The 18,424-nt window shown below is 62.9% G+C and carries 19 protein-coding genes; 7 read left to right on the top strand and 12 right to left on the bottom strand.

Annotated elements, in window-relative coordinates:
• Nucleotides 1-239: 239 nt before the first annotated feature.
• On the top strand, nt 240-1,244 hold the full coding sequence (locus tag JFU57_RS08580) for an AraC family transcriptional regulator (RefSeq protein ID WP_201128896.1): 1,005 nt from the start codon (nt 240-242) through the stop codon (nt 1,242-1,244).
• Nucleotides 1,245-1,454: 210 nt separating this feature from the next.
• Here JFU57_RS08580 and JFU57_RS08575 read toward each other — a convergent pair whose 3' ends face one another.
• From JFU57_RS08575 to JFU57_RS08565, 3 genes are all read right to left on the bottom strand, one after another.
• On the bottom strand, nt 1,455-1,703 hold the full coding sequence (locus JFU57_RS08575; protein WP_078469684.1) for a helix-turn-helix domain-containing protein: 249 nt from the start codon (nt 1,701-1,703) through the stop codon (nt 1,455-1,457).
• 80 nt (nt 1,704-1,783) lie between these two features.
• Complete coding sequence (locus JFU57_RS08570; protein WP_201128895.1) at nt 1,784-3,172, bottom strand: heavy metal sensor histidine kinase; 1,389 nt, start codon at nt 3,170-3,172, stop codon at nt 1,784-1,786.
• On the bottom strand, nt 3,162-3,842 hold the full coding sequence (locus JFU57_RS08565; RefSeq protein ID WP_078469223.1) for a heavy metal response regulator transcription factor: 681 nt from the start codon (nt 3,840-3,842) through the stop codon (nt 3,162-3,164). The genes JFU57_RS08570 and JFU57_RS08565 overlap by 11 nt, the downstream gene beginning before the upstream one ends.
• 136 nt (nt 3,843-3,978) lie before the next feature.
• On the opposite strand from JFU57_RS08565, the gene JFU57_RS08560 reads away from it, so the two are divergent.
• Together JFU57_RS08560 and uraH are read left to right on the top strand one after the other, a co-directional pair.
• A complete protein-coding gene (locus JFU57_RS08560; protein ID WP_078469222.1) occupies nt 3,979-4,458 on the top strand; it encodes a GlcG/HbpS family heme-binding protein in 480 nt (159 codons plus the stop codon).
• A 140-nt stretch (nt 4,459-4,598) separates the two neighbouring features.
• Complete coding sequence (gene uraH, locus JFU57_RS08555) at nt 4,599-5,009, top strand: hydroxyisourate hydrolase (protein ID WP_201128894.1); 411 nt, start codon at nt 4,599-4,601, stop codon at nt 5,007-5,009.
• A 3-nt stretch (nt 5,010-5,012) separates the two neighbouring features.
• Here the strand turns inward: uraH and JFU57_RS08550 are convergent, their stop codons facing one another.
• Complete coding sequence (locus tag JFU57_RS08550) at nt 5,013-5,699, bottom strand: Crp/Fnr family transcriptional regulator (RefSeq protein ID WP_201128891.1); 687 nt, start codon at nt 5,697-5,699, stop codon at nt 5,013-5,015.
• A 99-nt stretch (nt 5,700-5,798) separates the two neighbouring features.
• Here JFU57_RS08550 and JFU57_RS08545 point away from each other — a divergent pair, with 99 nt between their 5' ends.
• Entirely contained in the window at nt 5,799-6,329 is a 531-nt protein-coding gene (locus tag JFU57_RS08545; protein WP_078469219.1) for an Mpo1 family 2-hydroxy fatty acid dioxygenase, read from the top strand.
• Nucleotides 6,330-6,393: 64 nt separating this feature from the next.
• Here JFU57_RS08545 and JFU57_RS08540 read toward each other — a convergent pair whose 3' ends face one another.
• The 6 genes from JFU57_RS08540 to dibA form a co-directional block, all read right to left on the bottom strand.
• On the bottom strand, nt 6,394-7,383 hold the full coding sequence (locus tag JFU57_RS08540) for a sulfate/molybdate ABC transporter ATP-binding protein (protein ID WP_078469218.1): 990 nt from the start codon (nt 7,381-7,383) through the stop codon (nt 6,394-6,396).
• Nucleotides 7,384-7,386: 3 nt separating this feature from the next.
• Nucleotides 7,387-8,259: a sulfate ABC transporter permease subunit CysW gene (gene cysW, locus JFU57_RS08535; protein ID WP_201128890.1), complete on the bottom strand. Its 873-nt coding sequence runs from the start codon at nt 8,257-8,259 to the stop codon at nt 7,387-7,389.
• Between the two features lie 13 nt (nt 8,260-8,272).
• Nucleotides 8,273-9,091, bottom strand: a complete 819-nt coding sequence (gene cysT, locus JFU57_RS08530; RefSeq protein WP_201128889.1) for a sulfate ABC transporter permease subunit CysT — start codon at nt 9,089-9,091, stop codon at nt 8,273-8,275.
• A 107-nt stretch (nt 9,092-9,198) separates the two neighbouring features.
• Nucleotides 9,199-10,209 (bottom strand): sulfate ABC transporter substrate-binding protein, encoded by a 1,011-nt coding sequence (locus tag JFU57_RS08525; RefSeq protein ID WP_201128888.1) that lies wholly within the window; start codon nt 10,207-10,209, stop codon nt 9,199-9,201.
• Nucleotides 10,210-10,366: 157 nt separating this feature from the next.
• Nucleotides 10,367-10,549: a sulfur starvation response protein OscA gene (gene oscA / locus JFU57_RS08520; protein WP_007941032.1), complete on the bottom strand. Its 183-nt coding sequence runs from the start codon at nt 10,547-10,549 to the stop codon at nt 10,367-10,369.
• Between the two features lie 266 nt (nt 10,550-10,815).
• Nucleotides 10,816-12,735, bottom strand: a complete 1,920-nt coding sequence (gene dibA, locus JFU57_RS08515) for a phosphodiesterase DibA (RefSeq protein WP_078469216.1) — start codon at nt 12,733-12,735, stop codon at nt 10,816-10,818.
• 146 nt (nt 12,736-12,881) lie between these two features.
• On the opposite strand from dibA, the gene desA reads away from it, so the two are divergent.
• From desA to JFU57_RS08500, 3 genes are all read left to right on the top strand, one after another.
• Complete coding sequence (desA, locus tag JFU57_RS08510; RefSeq protein WP_020296986.1) at nt 12,882-14,066, top strand: delta-9 fatty acid desaturase DesA; 1,185 nt, start codon at nt 12,882-12,884, stop codon at nt 14,064-14,066.
• Between the two features lie 328 nt (nt 14,067-14,394).
• Nucleotides 14,395-15,384 (top strand): GGDEF domain-containing protein, encoded by a 990-nt coding sequence (locus JFU57_RS08505; RefSeq protein WP_078469215.1) that lies wholly within the window; start codon nt 14,395-14,397, stop codon nt 15,382-15,384.
• A gap of 88 nt (nt 15,385-15,472) precedes the next feature.
• Nucleotides 15,473-15,721 (top strand): hypothetical protein, encoded by a 249-nt coding sequence (locus JFU57_RS08500; RefSeq protein ID WP_078469214.1) that lies wholly within the window; start codon nt 15,473-15,475, stop codon nt 15,719-15,721.
• Between the two features lie 28 nt (nt 15,722-15,749).
• Here JFU57_RS08500 and JFU57_RS08495 read toward each other — a convergent pair whose 3' ends face one another.
• Both JFU57_RS08495 and gabT read right to left on the bottom strand, forming a co-directional pair.
• Complete coding sequence (locus JFU57_RS08495; protein WP_201128887.1) at nt 15,750-16,964, bottom strand: response regulator; 1,215 nt, start codon at nt 16,962-16,964, stop codon at nt 15,750-15,752.
• Between the two features lie 136 nt (nt 16,965-17,100).
• Entirely contained in the window at nt 17,101-18,378 is a 1,278-nt protein-coding gene (gabT, locus tag JFU57_RS08490) for a 4-aminobutyrate--2-oxoglutarate transaminase (RefSeq protein WP_020296990.1), read from the bottom strand.
• Nucleotides 18,379-18,424: the final 46 nt, after the last annotated feature.

The raw sequence follows: 18,424 nt of genomic DNA, 5'->3' as shown, positions 1-18,424 counted from the left end.
CTGTAGCCGCTGCCGAAGGCTGCGCTGGCCGCATCGGGCACCGTCCATTCACCTGACACCCCTCGACGGTCTCCAGGGCCTCGAGGGCTCGGCAGCGGCCGGGTATTCAGTCGGCTGGGGCTTGCACAAAGAGCGTGCCTGATTCCATTCTCTGGTTATCCCGGCCCGCTTCCTGCCCTGGGCCATTGCCCCGGGCTTTCGCCGCGAACGCCAACCAGTCGACCGGACGCGCCGTCAGCATGAGTGAACCCACCTCCCTTGCCAGCTGGACCCGCGCCTTGCGCAGACAACTCGATGCCCTGGGCCTCGACGGCAATGCTTTGTGCCGCGAGGCAGGGCTCGACCCGCAATGGATGGATGACCCCAACGCCCGCTATCCGCTGTCGGCCACCACCCGTTTGTGGGGGCTGGCGGTCACGGCCAGCGGCGATCCGGCCATCGGCCTGCGGGTGTCGCGGTTTGTCAGCCCGACGACCTTCCACGCCCTTGGCTATGCGCTGGTGGCCAGCGGCAGCCTGCGCGAGGTGTTCGAACGCATCGTGCGCTACCACCAGATGGTCAGCGACGCCCTGGTGCTGGAGCTGACGCGCAACGCCGACCGCTATCGCTTTGTACTCAAGGTTCCGCCCGGCAGCCCGCAACCGGCGGTGGAGGCCATCGACGCCTTTGCCGCGATCTACGTGCGCACCTGCCGCAACCGCCTGGGCCGCGACTATGCGCCATTGGCCGTGCACCTGCGGCGTCCGGCGCCCGTCGACTGCGGGCCGTGGCACAAGGTGTTTCGCTGCGACCTGGTGTTCGACGCCGCAGATGACTGCCTGGAGTTCGGCCTGCACGATTTCGAGCGCCACCTCGACGACACCCAACCGATTCTGGCCGCCTCCAGCCAGGCCACGCCCCAGCCCACCCTGGCGCAACTGCAACCCCTGACCTGGGAGCGCAAGGTACTCGGGGCCATCGAGGCCCAACTACCCGAAGGCGAGCCCTCCGCCGAACGCGTCGCCCAAGCCTTGCACCTGAGCCTGCGCAGCCTGCAACGGCACCTGGCGGACGAGGGTTGCCGTTTCGACACCCTGCTCAACGAATGCCGGGAAAACCTCGCCCTGCTCCACCTGCGCGACCCGCAATGCTCCCTGAGCGAAATCAGCTGCCTGCTCGGCTTCACCGACGCCAGCAGCTTCAGCCGCGCCTTCAAACGCTGGACCGGGCTGACCCCGGGGCAGTTTCGCGATGGAGTGCGCTGACAATCCCAGGCCTAACGGTTCAAAGCGGTCGGTGCCGGATCAACCCGGGGTCAGGCTGCGCGCCACACCGGCAGACCAGGCAGTCAGCATCGCCTCGCCCATGCGCTGAAAGCCTGCGGGGCGTAGGCGAAAACCGAGCCCGCATCGGCTTGACCACGGCCGAGCGTGCCAACCGTGGCCTGGGCTACACCGATCGACAGGAGCTGGGGGTCAGTCATGGAAACCGCGCTCTTTCAGGTTATCCAGGGTCGGCCGCTGCCGAGACCTGGGCACAGCCGTCAGTTCGTAACCGAAGCCATTGAGGATGGCTTCAACCTTACGGATTCCGATCTCGGAAACCGTATCGTTTTCAATGCCCGAGATGGTCGCCCGGCTCATGCCGTATTGCTGGGCCAACGCCTGCTGCGACAGTTTGTGCTCTTTACGCAACTGTTTGATCAGCTCGCCGAGTCTGTACATTTCGCCCCCAAATTGCATCGCATACAGTGCATTTTATGATTAAGGGCCAATACACACTGTATTTGATGCAAAAATATAGACTATTGCACCTGTTTGAATCCCAACTCGAACACCGTCCCGCCCTCATCGCTGCTGACCCGCACCTGCCCGCCGTGCAGCAGCATGATCGAGCGCACGATGGCCAGGCCCAGCCCGCCGGAGTCGCCGGGTTCGGCCCGTGAGGGGTCGACGCGGTAGAAGCGGTCGAAGAGTTTGCCCAGGTGCTGGGGTGCAATGGGCGGGCCCTGGTTGTGCACTTGCAGCCAGCACAGGCCCGGCGTATCCACCCGCCGCAGGCTGATGGGCGAGCCAGGGTCGGCATGACGCACGGCGTTGGCCAGCAGGTTGCCCAGGGCCCGCTGCAGCAGTTGCTGATCGGCCAGCAACTGGCCGCACAGGGCGTTTTCCAGGCGGATCTCGCGGTCGTCGGCCAGGGCCTCGAAGTAGTCGCACAGCTCCTCCCCCACGCTCGCCAGCTCCAGCTGGCGCAGCTGAAGGGCGCGTTCGGCCTGCTCGGCGCGGGCCAGGAACATCAGGTTTTCCGCCATGCGCGTCAGGCGCTCGAACTCTTCCATGTTCGAGGCCAGGACCTCCTGGTACTCCGCCGTGCTGCGCGGCTGGTTGAGCGCCAGGCCATTGCTGCCCAGGAGGTTGTGCAGCGGGGTGCGGATTTCGTGGGCCAGGTCGGCGGAAAACTGCGACAGGCGCTGAAAGCTTTCTTCGAGGCGCGCCAGCATGGCATTCAGGGCCTGCACCGGTTCGTGGAATTCGGCGGGGATGCCGCGGGTTTCGAGGCGTTTGTCCAGGCTGCGCAAATCGATGCCGCGCACCGACTCACTCAACTGACGCAGCGGCAACAGGCCCCGGCGCAGCAGCAACAGGCCCAGGGCGAAGGCCAGCGCGGCGCCCAACCCGACCGCCAGGTACAGGCGCAGGCGGTAGCTGGCGAGCATCTGTTCGCGCTCGCTGAGGACCTTGCCCGCAATCACGGTCAGCGCTTCGCCGCGCGGGCCCACGGCAGCACCGGCGAGCAGGGCCACGGCGGCGCCGTCGGTGGCTTGCCAGGTCTGCACGTCGCTGCGTTGCGGGCGCTGTTGCGCAGGGATCGCCGCCAGGGTCGGCAGGTTCTGCTGGCGCGGGTTGATGCGGATCACCGGCGAGCCATCGGCCGCTTCCACCAGCAGCAGGCTGTCCTGGTTGCCGAGCATGTTCTGGTACAGCCGGGGACGGGCTTGCAGGGCGTCCAGGCTGTCGCTGTCTTGCAGCAGGGCCCTGACCTGCTCCAGGCGTCCCAGCAGGGCCTGGTCGTCGCGCAAGGCGATTTCAGAGGCCAGGGAGCGATACAGGAATACCCCGATCACGCTCAGCACCAGGGCGCAGACGGCGGCAAACGCCAGCGCCAGGCGCCAGGCAATCGACCTAGAGCGCATCGTCCGGGGCATCCAGCTGGTAACCGACGCCGCGCACGGTGTGGATCAGTTTGGGCATGTAGGGGTCGTCGACCTTGGAGCGCAAGCGGCGCACGGCGACTTCCACCATGTTGGTGTCGCTGTCGAAATTCAGGTTCCACACCTGGGAGGCGATCAGGGTCCGCGACAGCACTTCGCCCTGGCGACTGGCGAGCAATTGCAGCAGGGCGAACTCCTTGTTGGTCAGGGCGATGCGCTGGCCTCCTCGGCTGACCCGGCGCCGCAGCACGTCGATCTCCAGGTCGGCAATGCTGTAGGACTCGGCCTCGCGCATCGGTCCACGACGCAGCAAGGTGCGGACCCGGGCCAGGAGTTCGGCAAAGGCGAAGGGTTTGAGCAGGTAATCGTCGGCGCCCAGTTCCAGGCCGCGCACGCGGTCTTCGATGGCGTCCTTGGCAGTCAGGAACAGCACCGGCGTGGCGCCGCGCTGACGGATCAGTTGCAGCAACTGCCAGCCGTTGAGCCCTGGCAGCATCACGTCGAGGATGATCAGGTCGTATTCCTGCTGCTCGATAAAGTGCCGCCCGTCCAGGCCATTGAGCGCCACATCCACTGCAAAACCCGATTCACCCAGGCCTTTGGCCAGGAAGTTGGCGGTCTTGGCTTCGTCTTCAACAACCAGCAAACGCATGGCACACCTCAATATGGATGGGCACAGGCTAGGCGCGTTGTTCGCGCTTGCCCATTACAAACTTGTAATGCAACTGACGAGGTTCTGACGAAGGACGCTGGTTAAGGTGACGGCCTTCGCTTTCGGAGCCTTACCCATGATCTGCAAACCCCTTGTCTTGAGCCTTGGCCTGGGCCTCTGCGGCCTGGCTGTGGCCGCCCCGGAACTGCCCCGGCACGCCGACCTCGACCTGCGCACCGCACGGCAATTGGCCGACGCCAGCCTGGCGCAGTGCAACGCGGTGGTCTCGGTGCTCGACCGTGGCGGCAACCTGCTGCTGACCCTGCGCGCCGATGGCGTCGGCCCGCACAACACCGTCGCCAGCCAGCGCAAGGCCTATACCGCGCTGTCGACCAAGACCCCGACCCGGCTGTTCGCCGAGCGCGCCCGCAACAACCCGGAGGCAGCCAACCTCAATACCTTGCCTGAGCTGTTGTTGCTCGGGGGCGGTATCCCGTTGTTCGCGGGCAGTGAGTTGGTGGGGGCGATGGGCATCGCCGGCGCCGGTGGCGCCGCCCAGGACGAAAGCTGCGCGCTCCAGGCAGCGCAGAAAGTGGGGTTGAGCAGCAGCCTGTAGCCGCTGCCGAGCAGCGCGAGGCTGCGCTGACCATAGGCAACGCCGGGGGTACTGCTGATACGGCGCGGCGATTGTGAGGCCCAGCGCAGCCTTCGGCAGCGGCTACAAATTTTATTTTTTATCCAATGAGGAATTTTTGAATGAATATTTTGCGTAATGCATTAGTCGCCGCAGCGCTTTGCGGTGTTTCGGGCCTGGCCTTGGCGGCGGGGAATCCGTTGAGCGTGCATGTGCTCAACCTGGAGAACGGCCTGCCGTCGCCCGGGGTCAAGGTCACCCTGGAACAACAGGTGGGCCATGACTGGAAGCCACTGGCCGAAGGCACCACCAACGAACAGGGGCGCATCGCCGAGTTGTTCCCGGCCGGGCAGGCGCTGACGGCCGGTGAATACCGGGTCGTGTTCAAGACCGGGGAGTATTTCAAGCAGGCCAGGCGCGAGACGTTTTTTCCGGAGATTCCGGTGATCTTCGAGGTCAAGCAGACCGATCAGCACTATCACATTCCCCTGCTGCTCAGCCCCTACGGCTTCTCCACCTACCGCGGTTCGTAGCCGCTAGAGCCCGGCCTGGGCGCGCAGAGCCTGGGCGTCGAGAATCTCGATCTCGCCGTAGCCCAGGCGCAGGATCCCCAGGCTCTGCAAATCCTTGAGGATCTGGTTGGTGGTCTGCCGCGATAACGAAAGCATCAGCGCCAACTGCTCCTGGGGCAGTTGCAGCACGGCCCGGGCCTGCTCGATTTCGCCGTAGCCGCTGGCCATGGCCAACAGACGGTGGGCGACCCGGGCCGGGGCGGGCAGCAGGCTCAATTGTTCGAGGTTGATAAAGGCCAGGCGCAACTTGTGGCTCATCAGCAGGGCGAACTGACGCCAGTACTGCGGCTGCTGGTCGAGCAAGGCCAACAGCGCCGCCTGCGGCACCTGCAACAGGGTGCACGGGCCGAGGCCATAGGCATCATGGGTGCGTGGCTGGCCATCGAACAGGCAGATTTCGCCAAACCAGTGCGGCGCTTCCACCAGGCTCAGCAGCGCCTCCTTGCCCTGCTCGCTGACCGCACCGATACGCACCGAACCTTCCAGCACCGCATACAGCCCACAAGGTGGATCACCCCGCAGAAACAACGCCTGCCCCGGTGCCAGACGGCGCAGGCGCGCGGCGTCGAGCACACTATTCTGTAACTCAAGGGGCAAGTGGCTGAACCACTGGCCACTCAGGAGGCGTTCGCGCCAGGCCTGCTTATCCATGAACACCTTATCCGGCAAAACCGCAGAGGAGTGTCGCCTAGCCGACAGAGCCCGGCGCACGGGCCGGGCATGATCAGGCAACCTTCAGGAGGAACAACAATGAAAAGCCTCGTCGACCATCTCAGTCAATACGCCGCCTACCATCGCGACCCGCGCAACATTGCCAGCCACTTTATCGGGATTCCGCTGATTGTGGTGGCGGTCGCGGTGCTGCTGTCGCGGCCGCAATGGGCAGTGGCCGGCATCACCCTGTCGCCGGCGGTGCTGCTGGCGTTGGCTTCGGCCTGGTTCTACCTGCGCCTGGAATGGCGCCTGGGCCTGTTGATGAGCCTGTTGATGGGCCTGTCGGTGTGGCTGGGTCATGCCCTGGCGGCGCAACAGACCCTGGTCTGGCTGGCCAGCGGCCTGGGGATGTTCGTGCTGGGCTGGGTGATCCAGTTTGTCGGCCATTACTACGAGGGGCGCAAACCGGCGTTCGTCGATGACCTGTCGGGGCTGATCGTCGGGCCGTTGTTTGTGGTGGCTGAGCTGGCGTTTCTGCTGGGGCTGCGCCAGCCCCTCAAACGCGAAATCGAACAACGGGCGGGCCCGGTACGCCGCCTGGCTGCCGGTGGCTCCGGGCACGCCTGACGCTCGCTCATCACACCGGCCCGGCAGCGACATCGCCGCCTGGGCCGGTGTAGCGCTGACGGGTTCAGACGTTGGCGACTTTCTGCCAGACCTTGGGCTTGAAGAACAGCGTCTCGCCACGGGCCAGGCCGACCAGGCTGTCGTGGTCCTTCACCACTTCGGCCTCGATCAGTTCACTCTGGCCTTCGACCTTGAGCGTGACCCGGGTGGTCGCGCCCAACGGACGAATGTCACGCACTTCGGCGGCGTGGTGATCTTCGAGCTCCGAGCGCGACAGCGACACTTCGTGCGGGCGGAACAGCACATGGTTGTCGTCCCCCAGGTGCAGGCGGTTGGAATCGCCGAGGAAGTGGTAGACGAAGTCGCTGGCCGGGTTCTCGTAGACCTCGCCCGGCGAGCCGATCTGCTCAATCACGCCCTTGTTCATCACCACGATACGGTCGGCGACTTCCATGGCCTCTTCCTGGTCGTGGGTCACGAACACCGAAGTCAGGTTGATGTCTTCGTGCAGCCGTGCCAGCCAGCGCCGCAGCTCCTTGCGCACCTTGGCATCGAGGGCGCCGAAGGGTTCGTCCAGCAGCAGCACCTTGGGCTCCACCGCCAGGGCGCGGGCCAGGGCGATCCGCTGGCGCTGGCCGCCGGACAGTTGCTCGGGGTAGCGGTCGGAGAGCCAGTCGAGCTGCACCATGTTCAGCAGTTCATGGACCTTCTCTGCAATCTTGCTTTCGCTCGGGCGCTGGTTCTTCGGCTTCATGCGCAGGCCGAAGGCAACGTTGTCGAACACGCTCATGTGGCGGAACAGCGCGTAGTGCTGGAACACGAAACCGACGTTGCGATCACGCACGTCGTGGCCCGAGACGTCTTCACCGTGGAACACGATGCTGCCGGCGTCCGGGGTTTCCAGGCCGGCGATGATCCGCAGCAAGGTGGTCTTGCCGCAGCCGGACGGGCCCAGCAGGGCCACCAGCTCACCGCTCTGGATATCCAGGTTGATGCTGTTCAGGGCCTTGAAGGCGTTGAAGTTCTTGCTGACATTACGGACTTCGATCGACATGTGTCATTCCTCCGCGGCGCTGGCGCGCAGGCGGTTAATACGATTTTCGCTCCACTGCTTAAGCAGCAGGATGAAGAGCGCCATGATCAGCAACAGGCTCGCAACGGCAAACGCGGCGACGTGGTTGTATTCGTTGTAGAGGATCTCCACGTGCAACGGCAGGGTGTTGGTCACCCCGCGAATGTGCCCGGACACCACCGACACCGCACCAAACTCGCCCATCGCCCGCGCGGTACACAGCACCACGCCGTAGATCAGGCCCCACTTGATGTTGGGCACGGTGACGTGCCAGAACATCTGCCAGCCGTTGGCGCCCAGCAACCGCGCCGCCTCTTCTTCCTGGGTCCCCTGCTCCTGCATCAGCGGGATCAGTTCCCGGGCGACGAAGGGCACGGTGACGAAGATGGTGGCCAGGACGATGCCGGGCAAGGCGAAGACGATCTGGATGTCGTGATCCGAAAGCCACGGCCCGAACAGGCCCTGGGCGCCGAACATCAGCACGTAGACCAGGCCCGCGATCACCGGCGATACCGAGAACGGCAGATCGATCAGGGTCACCAGGATGCTCTTGCCACGGAACGAGTACTTGCTCACGCACCAGGCGGCGCTGACCCCGAACACCAGGTTCAGCGGCACCGAGATCAGCACGGCGATCACCGTGAGTTTCAGGGCGGACAAGGCGTCAGGCTCGAAGATCGCGGTGAAGAACGCCCCCAGGCCCAGCTTCAGGCCCTGGGACACCACGATCAACAGCGGCAGCAGCAGGAACAGGGCGAAGATCAGCCAGCCGAGGCCGATCAGCACCAGCCGTGAAGACGCGCTGCCACGGCGTGCGGCGTTGGCAGAAGAGGCAGCGGAAATAGACGATTGGGACATGGTTCGCGCCTCCTTATGGTCGTTCGATGCGCCGCTGCAGCAGGTTGATCAGCAGCAGCAGGACAAAGGAAACCACCAGCATCAGCACGCCGATGGAAGTGGCGCCGGTGTAATCATACTGGTCGAGCTTGACCATGATCAGCAGCGGCAGGATCTCGGTTTTCATCGGCATGTTGCCGGCGATGAAGATCACCGAGCCGTATTCGCCGACGCCCCGGGCAAACGCCAGGGCAAAACCGGTGAGCCAGGCCGGCAGCAGCGCCGGCACCAGGATATGGCGGAACACTTGCAGCGGCTTGGCACCGAGGCAGGCGGCGGCTTCTTCGACTTCCCGCGGGATGTCGGCCAGTACCGGCTGCACCGTACGCACCACGAACGGCAGGGTGACGAAGGTCAACGCCAGGGTAATGCCGAGCGGGGTGTAGGCGATCTTGAAGCCCAGGTAGGTGGCGAACTGGCCAACCAGGCCGGTCGGCGCGTAGAGCGCGGTCAGGGCAATACCGGCGACGGCCGTGGGCAGGGCGAACGGCAGGTCGATCATCGCGTCGATGATCTTGCGCCCGGGGAAGGTGTAGCGCACCAGCACCCAGGCCAGCAGCGTGCCGATAATACCGTTGATGATCGCGGCATACAGCGCTGTACCGAAGCTCAGCTTCAACGCCGCGAGCACCCGGGGCGCCGAGATGATGGCCCAGAACTGATCCCAGGTGAGTTGAGCGGCATGCACGAACATCGCCGCCAGTGGTATGAGCACAATCAGGCTGAGGTACACCAAGGTGTAGCCCAGCGTCAGCCCGAAGCCGGGTATGACGGGGGAGATACGACGCGACATAAAAGTCCTTGGTTGACGCGCAAAGCCCGGAAACGGATCCGGGCTCATTGCTCTAGCTATTGAGCGATCCCTGAACATCTTGCAGTGCCAGGGCTCGCCGCTGAAGGTTACTGCGCCTGGTAGATCTGGTCGAACACACCACCGTCATTAAAGAATTTCGGTTGCGCAGTTTTCCAGCCGCCGAAGTCCTTGTCGATAGTCACCAGGTCGAGTTTAGGGAACTGCTGGCCATATTTGGCTGCAACCTTCTCGTCACGCGGGCGGTAGAAGTTCTTCGCCGCGATTTCCTGGCCAGCCGGGCTGTACAGATGCTTGAGGTAGGCCTCGGCGATTTCGGTGTTGCCCTTTTTCTCGGCATTTTTGTCGACCACCGCCACTGGCGGCTCGGCAAGGATGGACAGCGAAGGCACCACGATGTCGAACTTGTCGGCGCCGCCGTCTTCCTTCAGTGCCAGGAACGCTTCGTTCTCCCAGGCCAGCAGCACGTCGCCCTGACCGTTGTTGACGAAGGTAATGGTCGAGCCACGGGCACCGGTGTCGAGAACCGGCACGTGCTTGAACAGTTCGGTGATGTATTCCTGGGCCTTGGCTTCGCTGCCGCCGGCTTTCAGGCCGTAGGCCCAGGCGGCGAGGAAGTTCCAGCGAGCGCCGCCGGAGGTTTTCGGGTTGGGGGTGATGACCGATACGTCTTTCTTGATCAGGTCGCCCCAGTCCTTGATGCCCTTGGGGTTGCCCTTGCGCACCAGGAACACGATGGTCGAGGTGTACGGGGTGCTGGCGTCCGGCAGGCGTTTCTGCCAATCGGCCGGCAGGGTCTTGCCGAGCTTGGCGATTTCATCGATGTCGCCGGCCAGGGCCAGGGTCACCACGTCGGCACGCAGGCCATCGATCACGGCGCGGCCCTGTTTGCCCGAGCCACCGTGGGATTGCTGGATCTTGACGTTGTCGCCTGGGTGCTCTTTCTTCCAGAAGCTGACGAATTCGGCGTTGTAATCCTGATACAGCTCACGAGTCGGGTCGTAAGACACGTTCAACAACTCGTAATCCTTGGCGACTGCGGAACCGGAAAAAATGGCACTGGCGAGGGCGGCCAGCGCGTAACGGCGAATTGACGACATGATCAAGCTCCTGAAATTTTGTGTGTGTTGGCTTTTCTTATTGGCGCTTCAGGCCCGCATTCGTGACTGAACGCTCTTGATTCTGCTGGGGGTCATGGCTGACGCCCTCCGGTTGACCAGTCGGGCCTCTCTATTGGGAGAGAGGGTGACGCGGGGTTCAGCTGGGTTTGTTGCCGGGGTTTTGCAGGCGGAATTTTTCTTTGCGTTCGATCTGCACGACCTGGGCGTTATGCACGGTGATTTCCACCGCACCAAAGCGCAGGTCGCGCAAGGCGCTCTGGATCTCGCGCAAGATGGTTGCTTCGTCCTGGCCGTCAACGCTACGTAGAGATGCGCTCATGGTGCTGCTCCTGAATGGGATGTGCCTCGCAGTGGCGGCACTGCTTGTGGCGTGAGGGCAATAGTAGATAGGCGCGGATATTCTTAAAAATACTATTTAAGAATGTTTATATAACGAAAAGAAATTACCTGTGGCGACGCGGGTTTACCGTGGCCACTGCCGAACGCCGCGTTGGCCTCCCGCACCAACGCGCCCACCAGCGCCGCCTGGCGGCAGCGGCTACAGAGGTGTAGCTGCTGGCCGGGGCACCAGGGCGAGGGAGTGGGTCAGTGAATTTGAGGGGCGCAGTTCCAATCCAGCTGCACCGCCGGCACCGGCCGGCCGAACCAGTAGCCCTGGCCCAGGTCGCAACCATGGTCGAGCAGGAAACGCGCCTGCTCCTCCTGCTCGATGCCTTCGGCGTGCACCTGCATGCCCATGCTCTGGGCCAGGGCGATGATCACCCGCGAGATCGCCGCATCGTCCTCATCCCACGGCAGGCCGGCGACAAAACCCTGGTCGATCTTGAGCTTTTGCACCGGCAGGCGCTTGAGCCGCAGCAGTGACGAATAACCGGTGCCGAAGTCATCGATGGCCAGGCGCACGCCCAACTCGCGCAGGCGATGCATCTGCTCAAGGGCGACCTCCGGATCATCCATCACCGCGCTCTCTGTGACTTCCAGCTCCAGAAAGGCCGGATCCAGCCCGGTGTCGTGCAGCACCTGCGCCACCTGCTGATACAACTCGCGGCGGGCAAACAAACGGGTCGAAACGTTCACCGCGATAAACGACAGCACCACCCCGGCAGCCTGCCATTCGCACATCTGCCGACAGGCCTGCTGCATCACCCAGGCATCGATCTCGGAAATCAGCCCGGTACGCTCGGCAATCGGAATGAACTCGGCGGGCGACACCAGGCCGCGCTGGGGATGCTCCCAGCGCACCAGCGCCTCGACCCCGATCAGGCGGCTGCTTTTGAGGTCGTGCACCGGCTGGTAATACACCCGCAGCTCTTGCTGCTCCAGGGCGCGGCGCAGTTCGAAGGCGATTTCCACCCGCTGCTGGGCGTGGGCCGTCAGTTCCTCGGTGTACAGGGCATACCCGTCGCGCCCGGTACTTTTGGCCTTGAACAAGGCCGAGTCGGCATTGCGCAGCAGCTGTTCGGCGCTCAAGGCGTCGCTGGGGAACAGGCTGATGCCGATGCTGGCATTGATAAACAACTGATGATCGGCCAACTCGAAGGGCTCTTTCAGGCCGTCGATGATGCGTTGCGCCAGCGCCGCAGCCTGCCCGGGTTGCGGGCAACTTTCGGCGAGCACGGCAAACTCGTCGCCCCCCAGGCGCGCCAGGGTGATGCCCGGACCGAACATGTCCAGCAAACGCGTGGACACGGCCTTGAGCAACTGATCGCCGATGTTGTGGCCCAGGCTGTCGTTGATCATCTTGAAGTGATCCAGATCGATCATCAGCATGGCGCAGCCGCGCTTGTGGATCTGCGCCGAAGCCAGGGCCTGTTCCGCACGGTCGGTGAACAGCAGGCGGTTCGGCAGGTCGGTGAGGGGGTCGTGATGGGCCAGGTGCGCCAGTTCGTGCTCGGAATCCTTGATCGCGCTGATGTCGGAAAACACCGCGACATAATGGCTGAGCTGGCCATGGTCATCGTGGATTGCGCGGATGGTCTGCCATTGCGGGTAGATTTCGCCGCACTTGCGCCGGTTCCAGATCTCGCCGCTCCACTCGCCGGTGTTCTTCAGGGACTCGAACATCGCCTGGTAGAAGTCCGCCGAATGGTGCCCGGACTTGAACATGCTCGGCATGTGCCCCAGCACTTCATCCTGCTGATAGCCGGTAATTTCGATAAAGGCCCGATTGACGTGCACGATCAGGCCCTTGCGGTCACTGACCAGCACCCCTTCCCGGGTGCAGTCGAACACCGCCGCCGCCTGGCGCAGGCGCTCGCGATCCTCCTGCTGGTGCCGCAGCCAAGTGTCCGCACCCAACAGGCGCAGCAGGCGCGAACGAGAGAAAAAAATCAGCGCGGTGCTGATCAGCACCCAGGCGTAACCGTTGATCCGTTGCCATCGAGCGAGATCGGCCGACTCATCGAAGAAACTGCTCAATAAATGACCACTGAGCTGTAGCCACACTACAGACAGCAACAGATAGAGCAGTGCTGCACGCATCGCATCGCGATAAGAAACCGGCATAAGGTCGTCAATGTCCTTACGAAAAGCTTGGAATTATAGAGGAAGAAACATCCCGCCACTCTTATCTGAAAGGGCGACTGGTTTTCTGTGCACGCTGAGTGATAATGCGACGGCTGTTTTTTTCTTTATCGAGGTCCCTATAGCCTATGTGGTACGAAGGTTTACTTGGCTTGTCGGCCTGGCAACTGGTGGCAGTCACCCTATTGATGACCCACGTAACCATTGTCGGGGTTACAGTCTACCTGCATCGTTATTCAGCCCACCGCTCCCTTGAGCTCAACGCCGGCCTGAAACATTTCTTCCGCTTCTGGCTGTGGCTGACCACGGCCCAGAACACCCGCGAGTGGACCGCCATCCACCGCAAGCACCACGCAAAATGCGAAACCGTCGATGACCCGCACAGCCCGGTGATCAAAGGTTTGTCCACCGTATTACGTAAAGGCGCGGAACTATACCGCGCAGAAGCGGAAAATCCTGAAACCCTGCGCATTTATGGCAAAAATTGCCCGGATGACTGGATCGAGCGCAAACTTTATTCACGTTATCCGTTGCTGGGCGTGGCCTTCATGGCCGCCATCGACCTGCTGCTGTTCGGCACCGCCGGCATCACCATCTGGGCCGTGCAGATGATGTGGATCCCATTCTGGGCCGCCGGGGTCATCAACGGCCTGGGTCATGCCGTGGGCTATCGCAACTTCGAGTGCCGCGATGCCGCGACCAACCTGGTGCCCTGGGGCATCCTGATTGGCGGCGAAGAACTGCACAACAACCACCACACCTACCCCAATTCGGCCAAGCTCTCGGTGAAAAAATGGGAGTTCGACCTGGGCTGGGCCTGGATCAAGGTCTTCAGCTTCCTGCGCCTGGCCAAGGTCCAGCGGGTCGCACCGATCGCCCACCGGGTCGAAGGCAAGGGCCACCTGGACATGGACACCGCCATGGCGATCCTCAATAACCGGTTCCAGATCATGGCCCAGTACCGCAAGTTGGTGATTGCGCCCCTGGTCAAACAGGAACTGGAAAAGGTCGATCATTCGGTGCGTCATCAATTCCACCGCGCCAAGCGCCTGCTGTCGCGGGAAACCAGCCTGCTGGACGACCGCCATCACCTGCGCATCCAGAACATGCTCGAACACAGCCAGGCACTGAAGGTGATCTACGAAAAACGCCTGGCCCTGCAGCAGATCTGGCTCAAGACCAGTTCCAACGGCCACGACATGCTGGCGGCGATCAAGGACTGGGTACACGAAGCCGAGGCCAGCGGGATTCAATCGCTGCGCGACTTCGCCAACCAGTTGAAAACCTACTCGCTGCGCCCCACCACGGCCTGACCCCCGGCCCTTGCCACAGCACCTGCTGTGGCAAGGCGCTCTCCTCGCGGACAGGTCGATAGCCTCCCTGGCGACCGGCTTCAACTGAAAAATCCCCCGCGTACCGCCGGGCGGGCACACGCCGCCTCGCCACACGCGGCGGGAACTTAGCTCCGTTTCCCCTATCTCAAAGACACTTCGCCATCCAGGCGGGCCGAGACCTTTTATCAATTAATTCCCACACCAAAGCGTGAGCGCCTGCTGTGGCACAAGAAATAATTGATAAGGGGCCCCACGCAGTGGCCGTGTTCGAATGTCGAGCGGCGCACGCCCTTTGAGAGTTGTGCCGATGGTCAATAAAAATCTACAAGACTCATCCCTCCCGCAATGGCCAGAAGCCGCGCAAACCCTGATGGCGTTGATTCATGCCCAAGGTGAAGTGGCGCGCCTGACCGAACGCGAACAGTTGTTCAGCTCGTTGCTGGTCAGCGTCAATGCCGTGCTGTGGGCCTTTGACTGGGAAAGCCGCCAGATGCTTTACGTCAGCCCGGCCTATGAACGGATTTTCGGACGCTCTGCCGGCCTGTTGCTCGCCGACTTCAATGAATGGCGCGACAGCATCTACCCCGACGACCTGGAATACGCCGAGCGCAGCCTGGCCCAGGTGCTGGAAAAGGGCGCGGTGGAAGACCGCGAATACCGCATCATCGATGCCGAAGGCCAGATTCGCTGGCTCAGCGACAAGTGCTTCATCAACCGCAACCCCGAGGCCGGGCAGCGAGTGATCATTGTCGGCATTGCCGAAGACATCACCGAAAAGAAGCACCTGGAAAACGAACTGCAACGCCTGGCCACCACTGACGTCCTGACCCAGAGCAGCAACCGCCGGCACTTCTTCGAATGCGCCAACCGCGAGTTCGACCAGGCCCGCAGCCAAGGCTCGCAGATGGCCTTTCTGTTGCTGGACATCGATGACTTCAAGGTGATCAACGACACCTACGGCCATCCGGCGGGCGATATCGTCCTGCAGCACATTGCCGAAAGCGGCCGCGCGGCCCTGCGACGGGGCGACCTGTTCGGGCGCATCGGCGGCGAGGAATTTGCTGCGGTGTTTCCGGGCTGCACGCCGGACATTGCCCGGCAAGTCGCGGAACGCCTGCAACGGGAAATCCAGCGCCTGAGCTTCGAGCATGAAGGCCAGACGTTCGGCATTACCGTCAGCCAGGGCCTGAGCAACCTCAGCGACGACGATGAAAACCTCGACAGCCTGTTCGCCCGCGCCGACGCCGCCATGTACCAGGCCAAGCGTGAAGGCAAGAATCGGATTGTCTCGGGCTGATGCCCAAGCCGCCCCCGACTTGCGGTGCCTCGCGCCGATGCGTCGGGGGATTTGCTAAAGTAGCGACCCCTTCCGCCTCCCTGTGCCCATGAACGAAAAGCAGCTACTCAAGCGCATCAACGGCAAGCAACGCGGCGGCTGCTTCCTGCAGCGTTTCCTGGCGTTCGGCTTCGGGGCGTTTCTACTGGGGATGGGCGTCATGCTCTGGTTCAGGAATGGCTTCGAACTGGCGGTGCCACTGCTGATCATCTTGTCGCTGCCGCCGCTGTACCTGGCGATTCTGGCGGCGGACGACACGGTCGATAGCTGGTTCAGCGTTCTCGAAATCTTTCGCTGAGCACTCCAGCAGCAGACCCTGGCGCTGATCAGCCTTTGCGCAGGCGCATCAACTCCGGCAGGCCGATCTTCAGCAGGCGCGCGGTCTTGCTTTTGGCGATGTCTTCGACGCCTTCTGACGGCCGCAGGCGGGCCAGTTGGGCCGCCAGGTTCATCACCAGGGCTTCACGGGAATAAACCCCGCCACCGAGCTGGTAGACCGAGGCAATCAGCTCACGCAACTCCAGGGGCAGGCGCCAGCGAGTGCGCAACGCCGAACCGTAGCTGGCGCCGAACTCATCCAGGGCGTCGCCGATTTCTTCCTGATCGTCCAACTCGCCGCCAGCCTGTTTCCACTCCTGCAGACAGCGCAGCAACGCCAGGTCGCCGAGGCGATGCAACATGCCGGCGCAATAGCAGCGCTCCTGGTCCAGGTCCAGCAGGCGCGCCAGGGTCCGGCCGTATTCCGCCGTGTGCAGCGACAAATCCCAGTAACGTTCGGCGTAGTCGGCCAGGGCCGGGGAGCTCAACCGTGCACTGCGCTTGAGCGCCAGGCCCAGAATCAGGTTCATGCTTTGCCCGGTCCCCAGGCGGTGCAAGGCCTGGGACAAGGTTTGCACCGCGCTGCCATGGTGCTGCGCGGCGCTGTTGGCCGCCGCGATCAAGACTGCGGTGATTTGCGGATCAGTGCGGACCTCCTCTTCCAGCAGCTTCAGGTCCAGGCCTCCGGGGTTGAGGCTGCGCTTGACCGCCAACTGCACATCGGCCAACAAGGGCGCGCCATCGGCAATCTCGCGGCGCCGCTCAAGGAAATTCCAAAGGGTCATGCCCGGCGCCAGCGCCGGCACCTCGCAGGAGACTTCCTGACCGGCATCGAGCAGCAGGTCCTGCAGGCGCTGGGTCAGGCCGTCCATGTTCAGGGGTTTGGTCAGGTAGGCCGTGGGCGCCAGGGGCAGGGCTTCACGTACGCTGGCGCTGTCGCTGCGACTGCTCAGCAGGATGAACGGCAGTACCGGGTTGCGCCGGCGCTGGCGCACGCTGCGCAAAACACTCAGGCCATCGACACCGGGCAACTCCCAGTCGGCGATCACCAGGTCGTAGGCTTTTTCACTCAACAGCTGCAACGCTTCCTGGCCGTTGGCACACACATCCAGCCGAGCGTCGCAGCGCACACTCAATAAGACCTGCTTCAACAAATCACGCGACCACGGGTCTGCCTCGGCAATCAGCACGCGCGGTACAGCGGGTAAATCCACAGCAGTCATGCAGCACGCTCCCAAAGCAATCCTTTGCACCTTAGTCAATGGGACGCCATCCATACAGCGTAAATACCGTCCGTCGGCCCTCAACCCATAAAAAAACCCGCCGAAGCGGGTTTTTTGTCGATCAGGTCACAACCAATCAGAGTTCCGAGAAGCACTCTTCAATGATGGCCAGGCCTTTATCCAGTTGCTCGTCCGGCGAGGTCAGGGGTACCAGAACCCGCAGCACGTTGCCGTAGGTGCCGCACGACAGCAGGATCAGACCCTTGTCGCGAGCCTTGGCCACCACCGATGCCACCGCGGCAGCGTTCGGCTTGTGGCTGTCGCCGTTTTCGAACAGCTCGACCGCGATCATCGCGCCCAGGGCACGTACTTCACCGATGACCGGGTACTTGGCCTGGATGGCTTTCAGACCGGTTACCAGACGCTCGCCCACTGCCTTGCAGCGGTCCAGCAGGTGCTCTTCCTCGAACACTTCCATGACCGCCAGAGCCGCCGCGCAAGCGATCGGGCTACCGGCGTAGGTGCCGCCCAGGCCGCCTGGAGCGATGGCGTCCATGTACTCGGCCTTGCCGCAGACACCGGCCAGCGGGAAGCCGCCAGCGATGGATTTGGCGAAGGTGGTCAGGTCGGCGGTAACGCCCATCTGTTCCATGGCGAAGAAGGTGCCGGTACGGCCAGCGCCGGTCTGCACTTCGTCGGCGATCAACAGAATGCCGTGCTTGTCGCACAGTTCACGCAGACGCTTCATAAAGGATTTAGGCGCGACGTAGAAACCGCCTTCGCCCTGCACCGGCTCGATGATGATGGCAGCGATATCACGCGGCTCGGCATCGTTCTTGAAGATGCGTTCGATGCTGGCGATGGAATCGTCATCGCTCACACCGTGCAATTCGTTCGGGAACAGCGCGCGGAACACGCCGCCTGGCATCAGGCCCATGCCGGCCGAGTAAGGCACGACCTTACCGGTCAGGCCCAGAGTCATCATGGTGCGACCGTGGTAGGCGCCGGTGAAGGCGATCACGCCAGCGCGGCCAGTGGCGGCACGGGCGATTTTCACGGCGTTCTCGACGGCTTCGGAACCGGTGGTCACCAGCAGGGTTTTCTTGGCGAAATCACCTGGCACCTTGGCGTTGATTTTCTCGCACAGCTCTACATAGGGCTCATACGCCAGCACCTGGAAGCAGGTGTGGGTCAGCTTGTTCAACTGCTCGGTCACGGCGGCGATGATTTTCGGGTGCACGTGACCGGTGTTGAGCACGGCGATACCGCCGGCGAAATCGATGAACTCGCGACCTTCAACGTCGGTCACGGTGGCGTTCTTCGCCGACTCGGCGAAGATCGGGTGAATCTGGCCAACACCGCGTGGTACGGCAGCTTCGCGGCGTTTCATCAGGGATGCGTTGGTCTTGCTCATAGTGTCCTCATTCACCGTCTTTAAAACGGTGTGGTTCAAGGGTTGC

This window comes from Pseudomonas sp. TH07, from assembly GCF_016651285.1.
GTDB lineage: Bacteria > Pseudomonadota > Gammaproteobacteria > Pseudomonadales > Pseudomonadaceae > Aquipseudomonas.
Note: the sequence above shows the minus strand (reverse complement) of the source record. Positions and strands in the feature narration are given on the sequence as shown.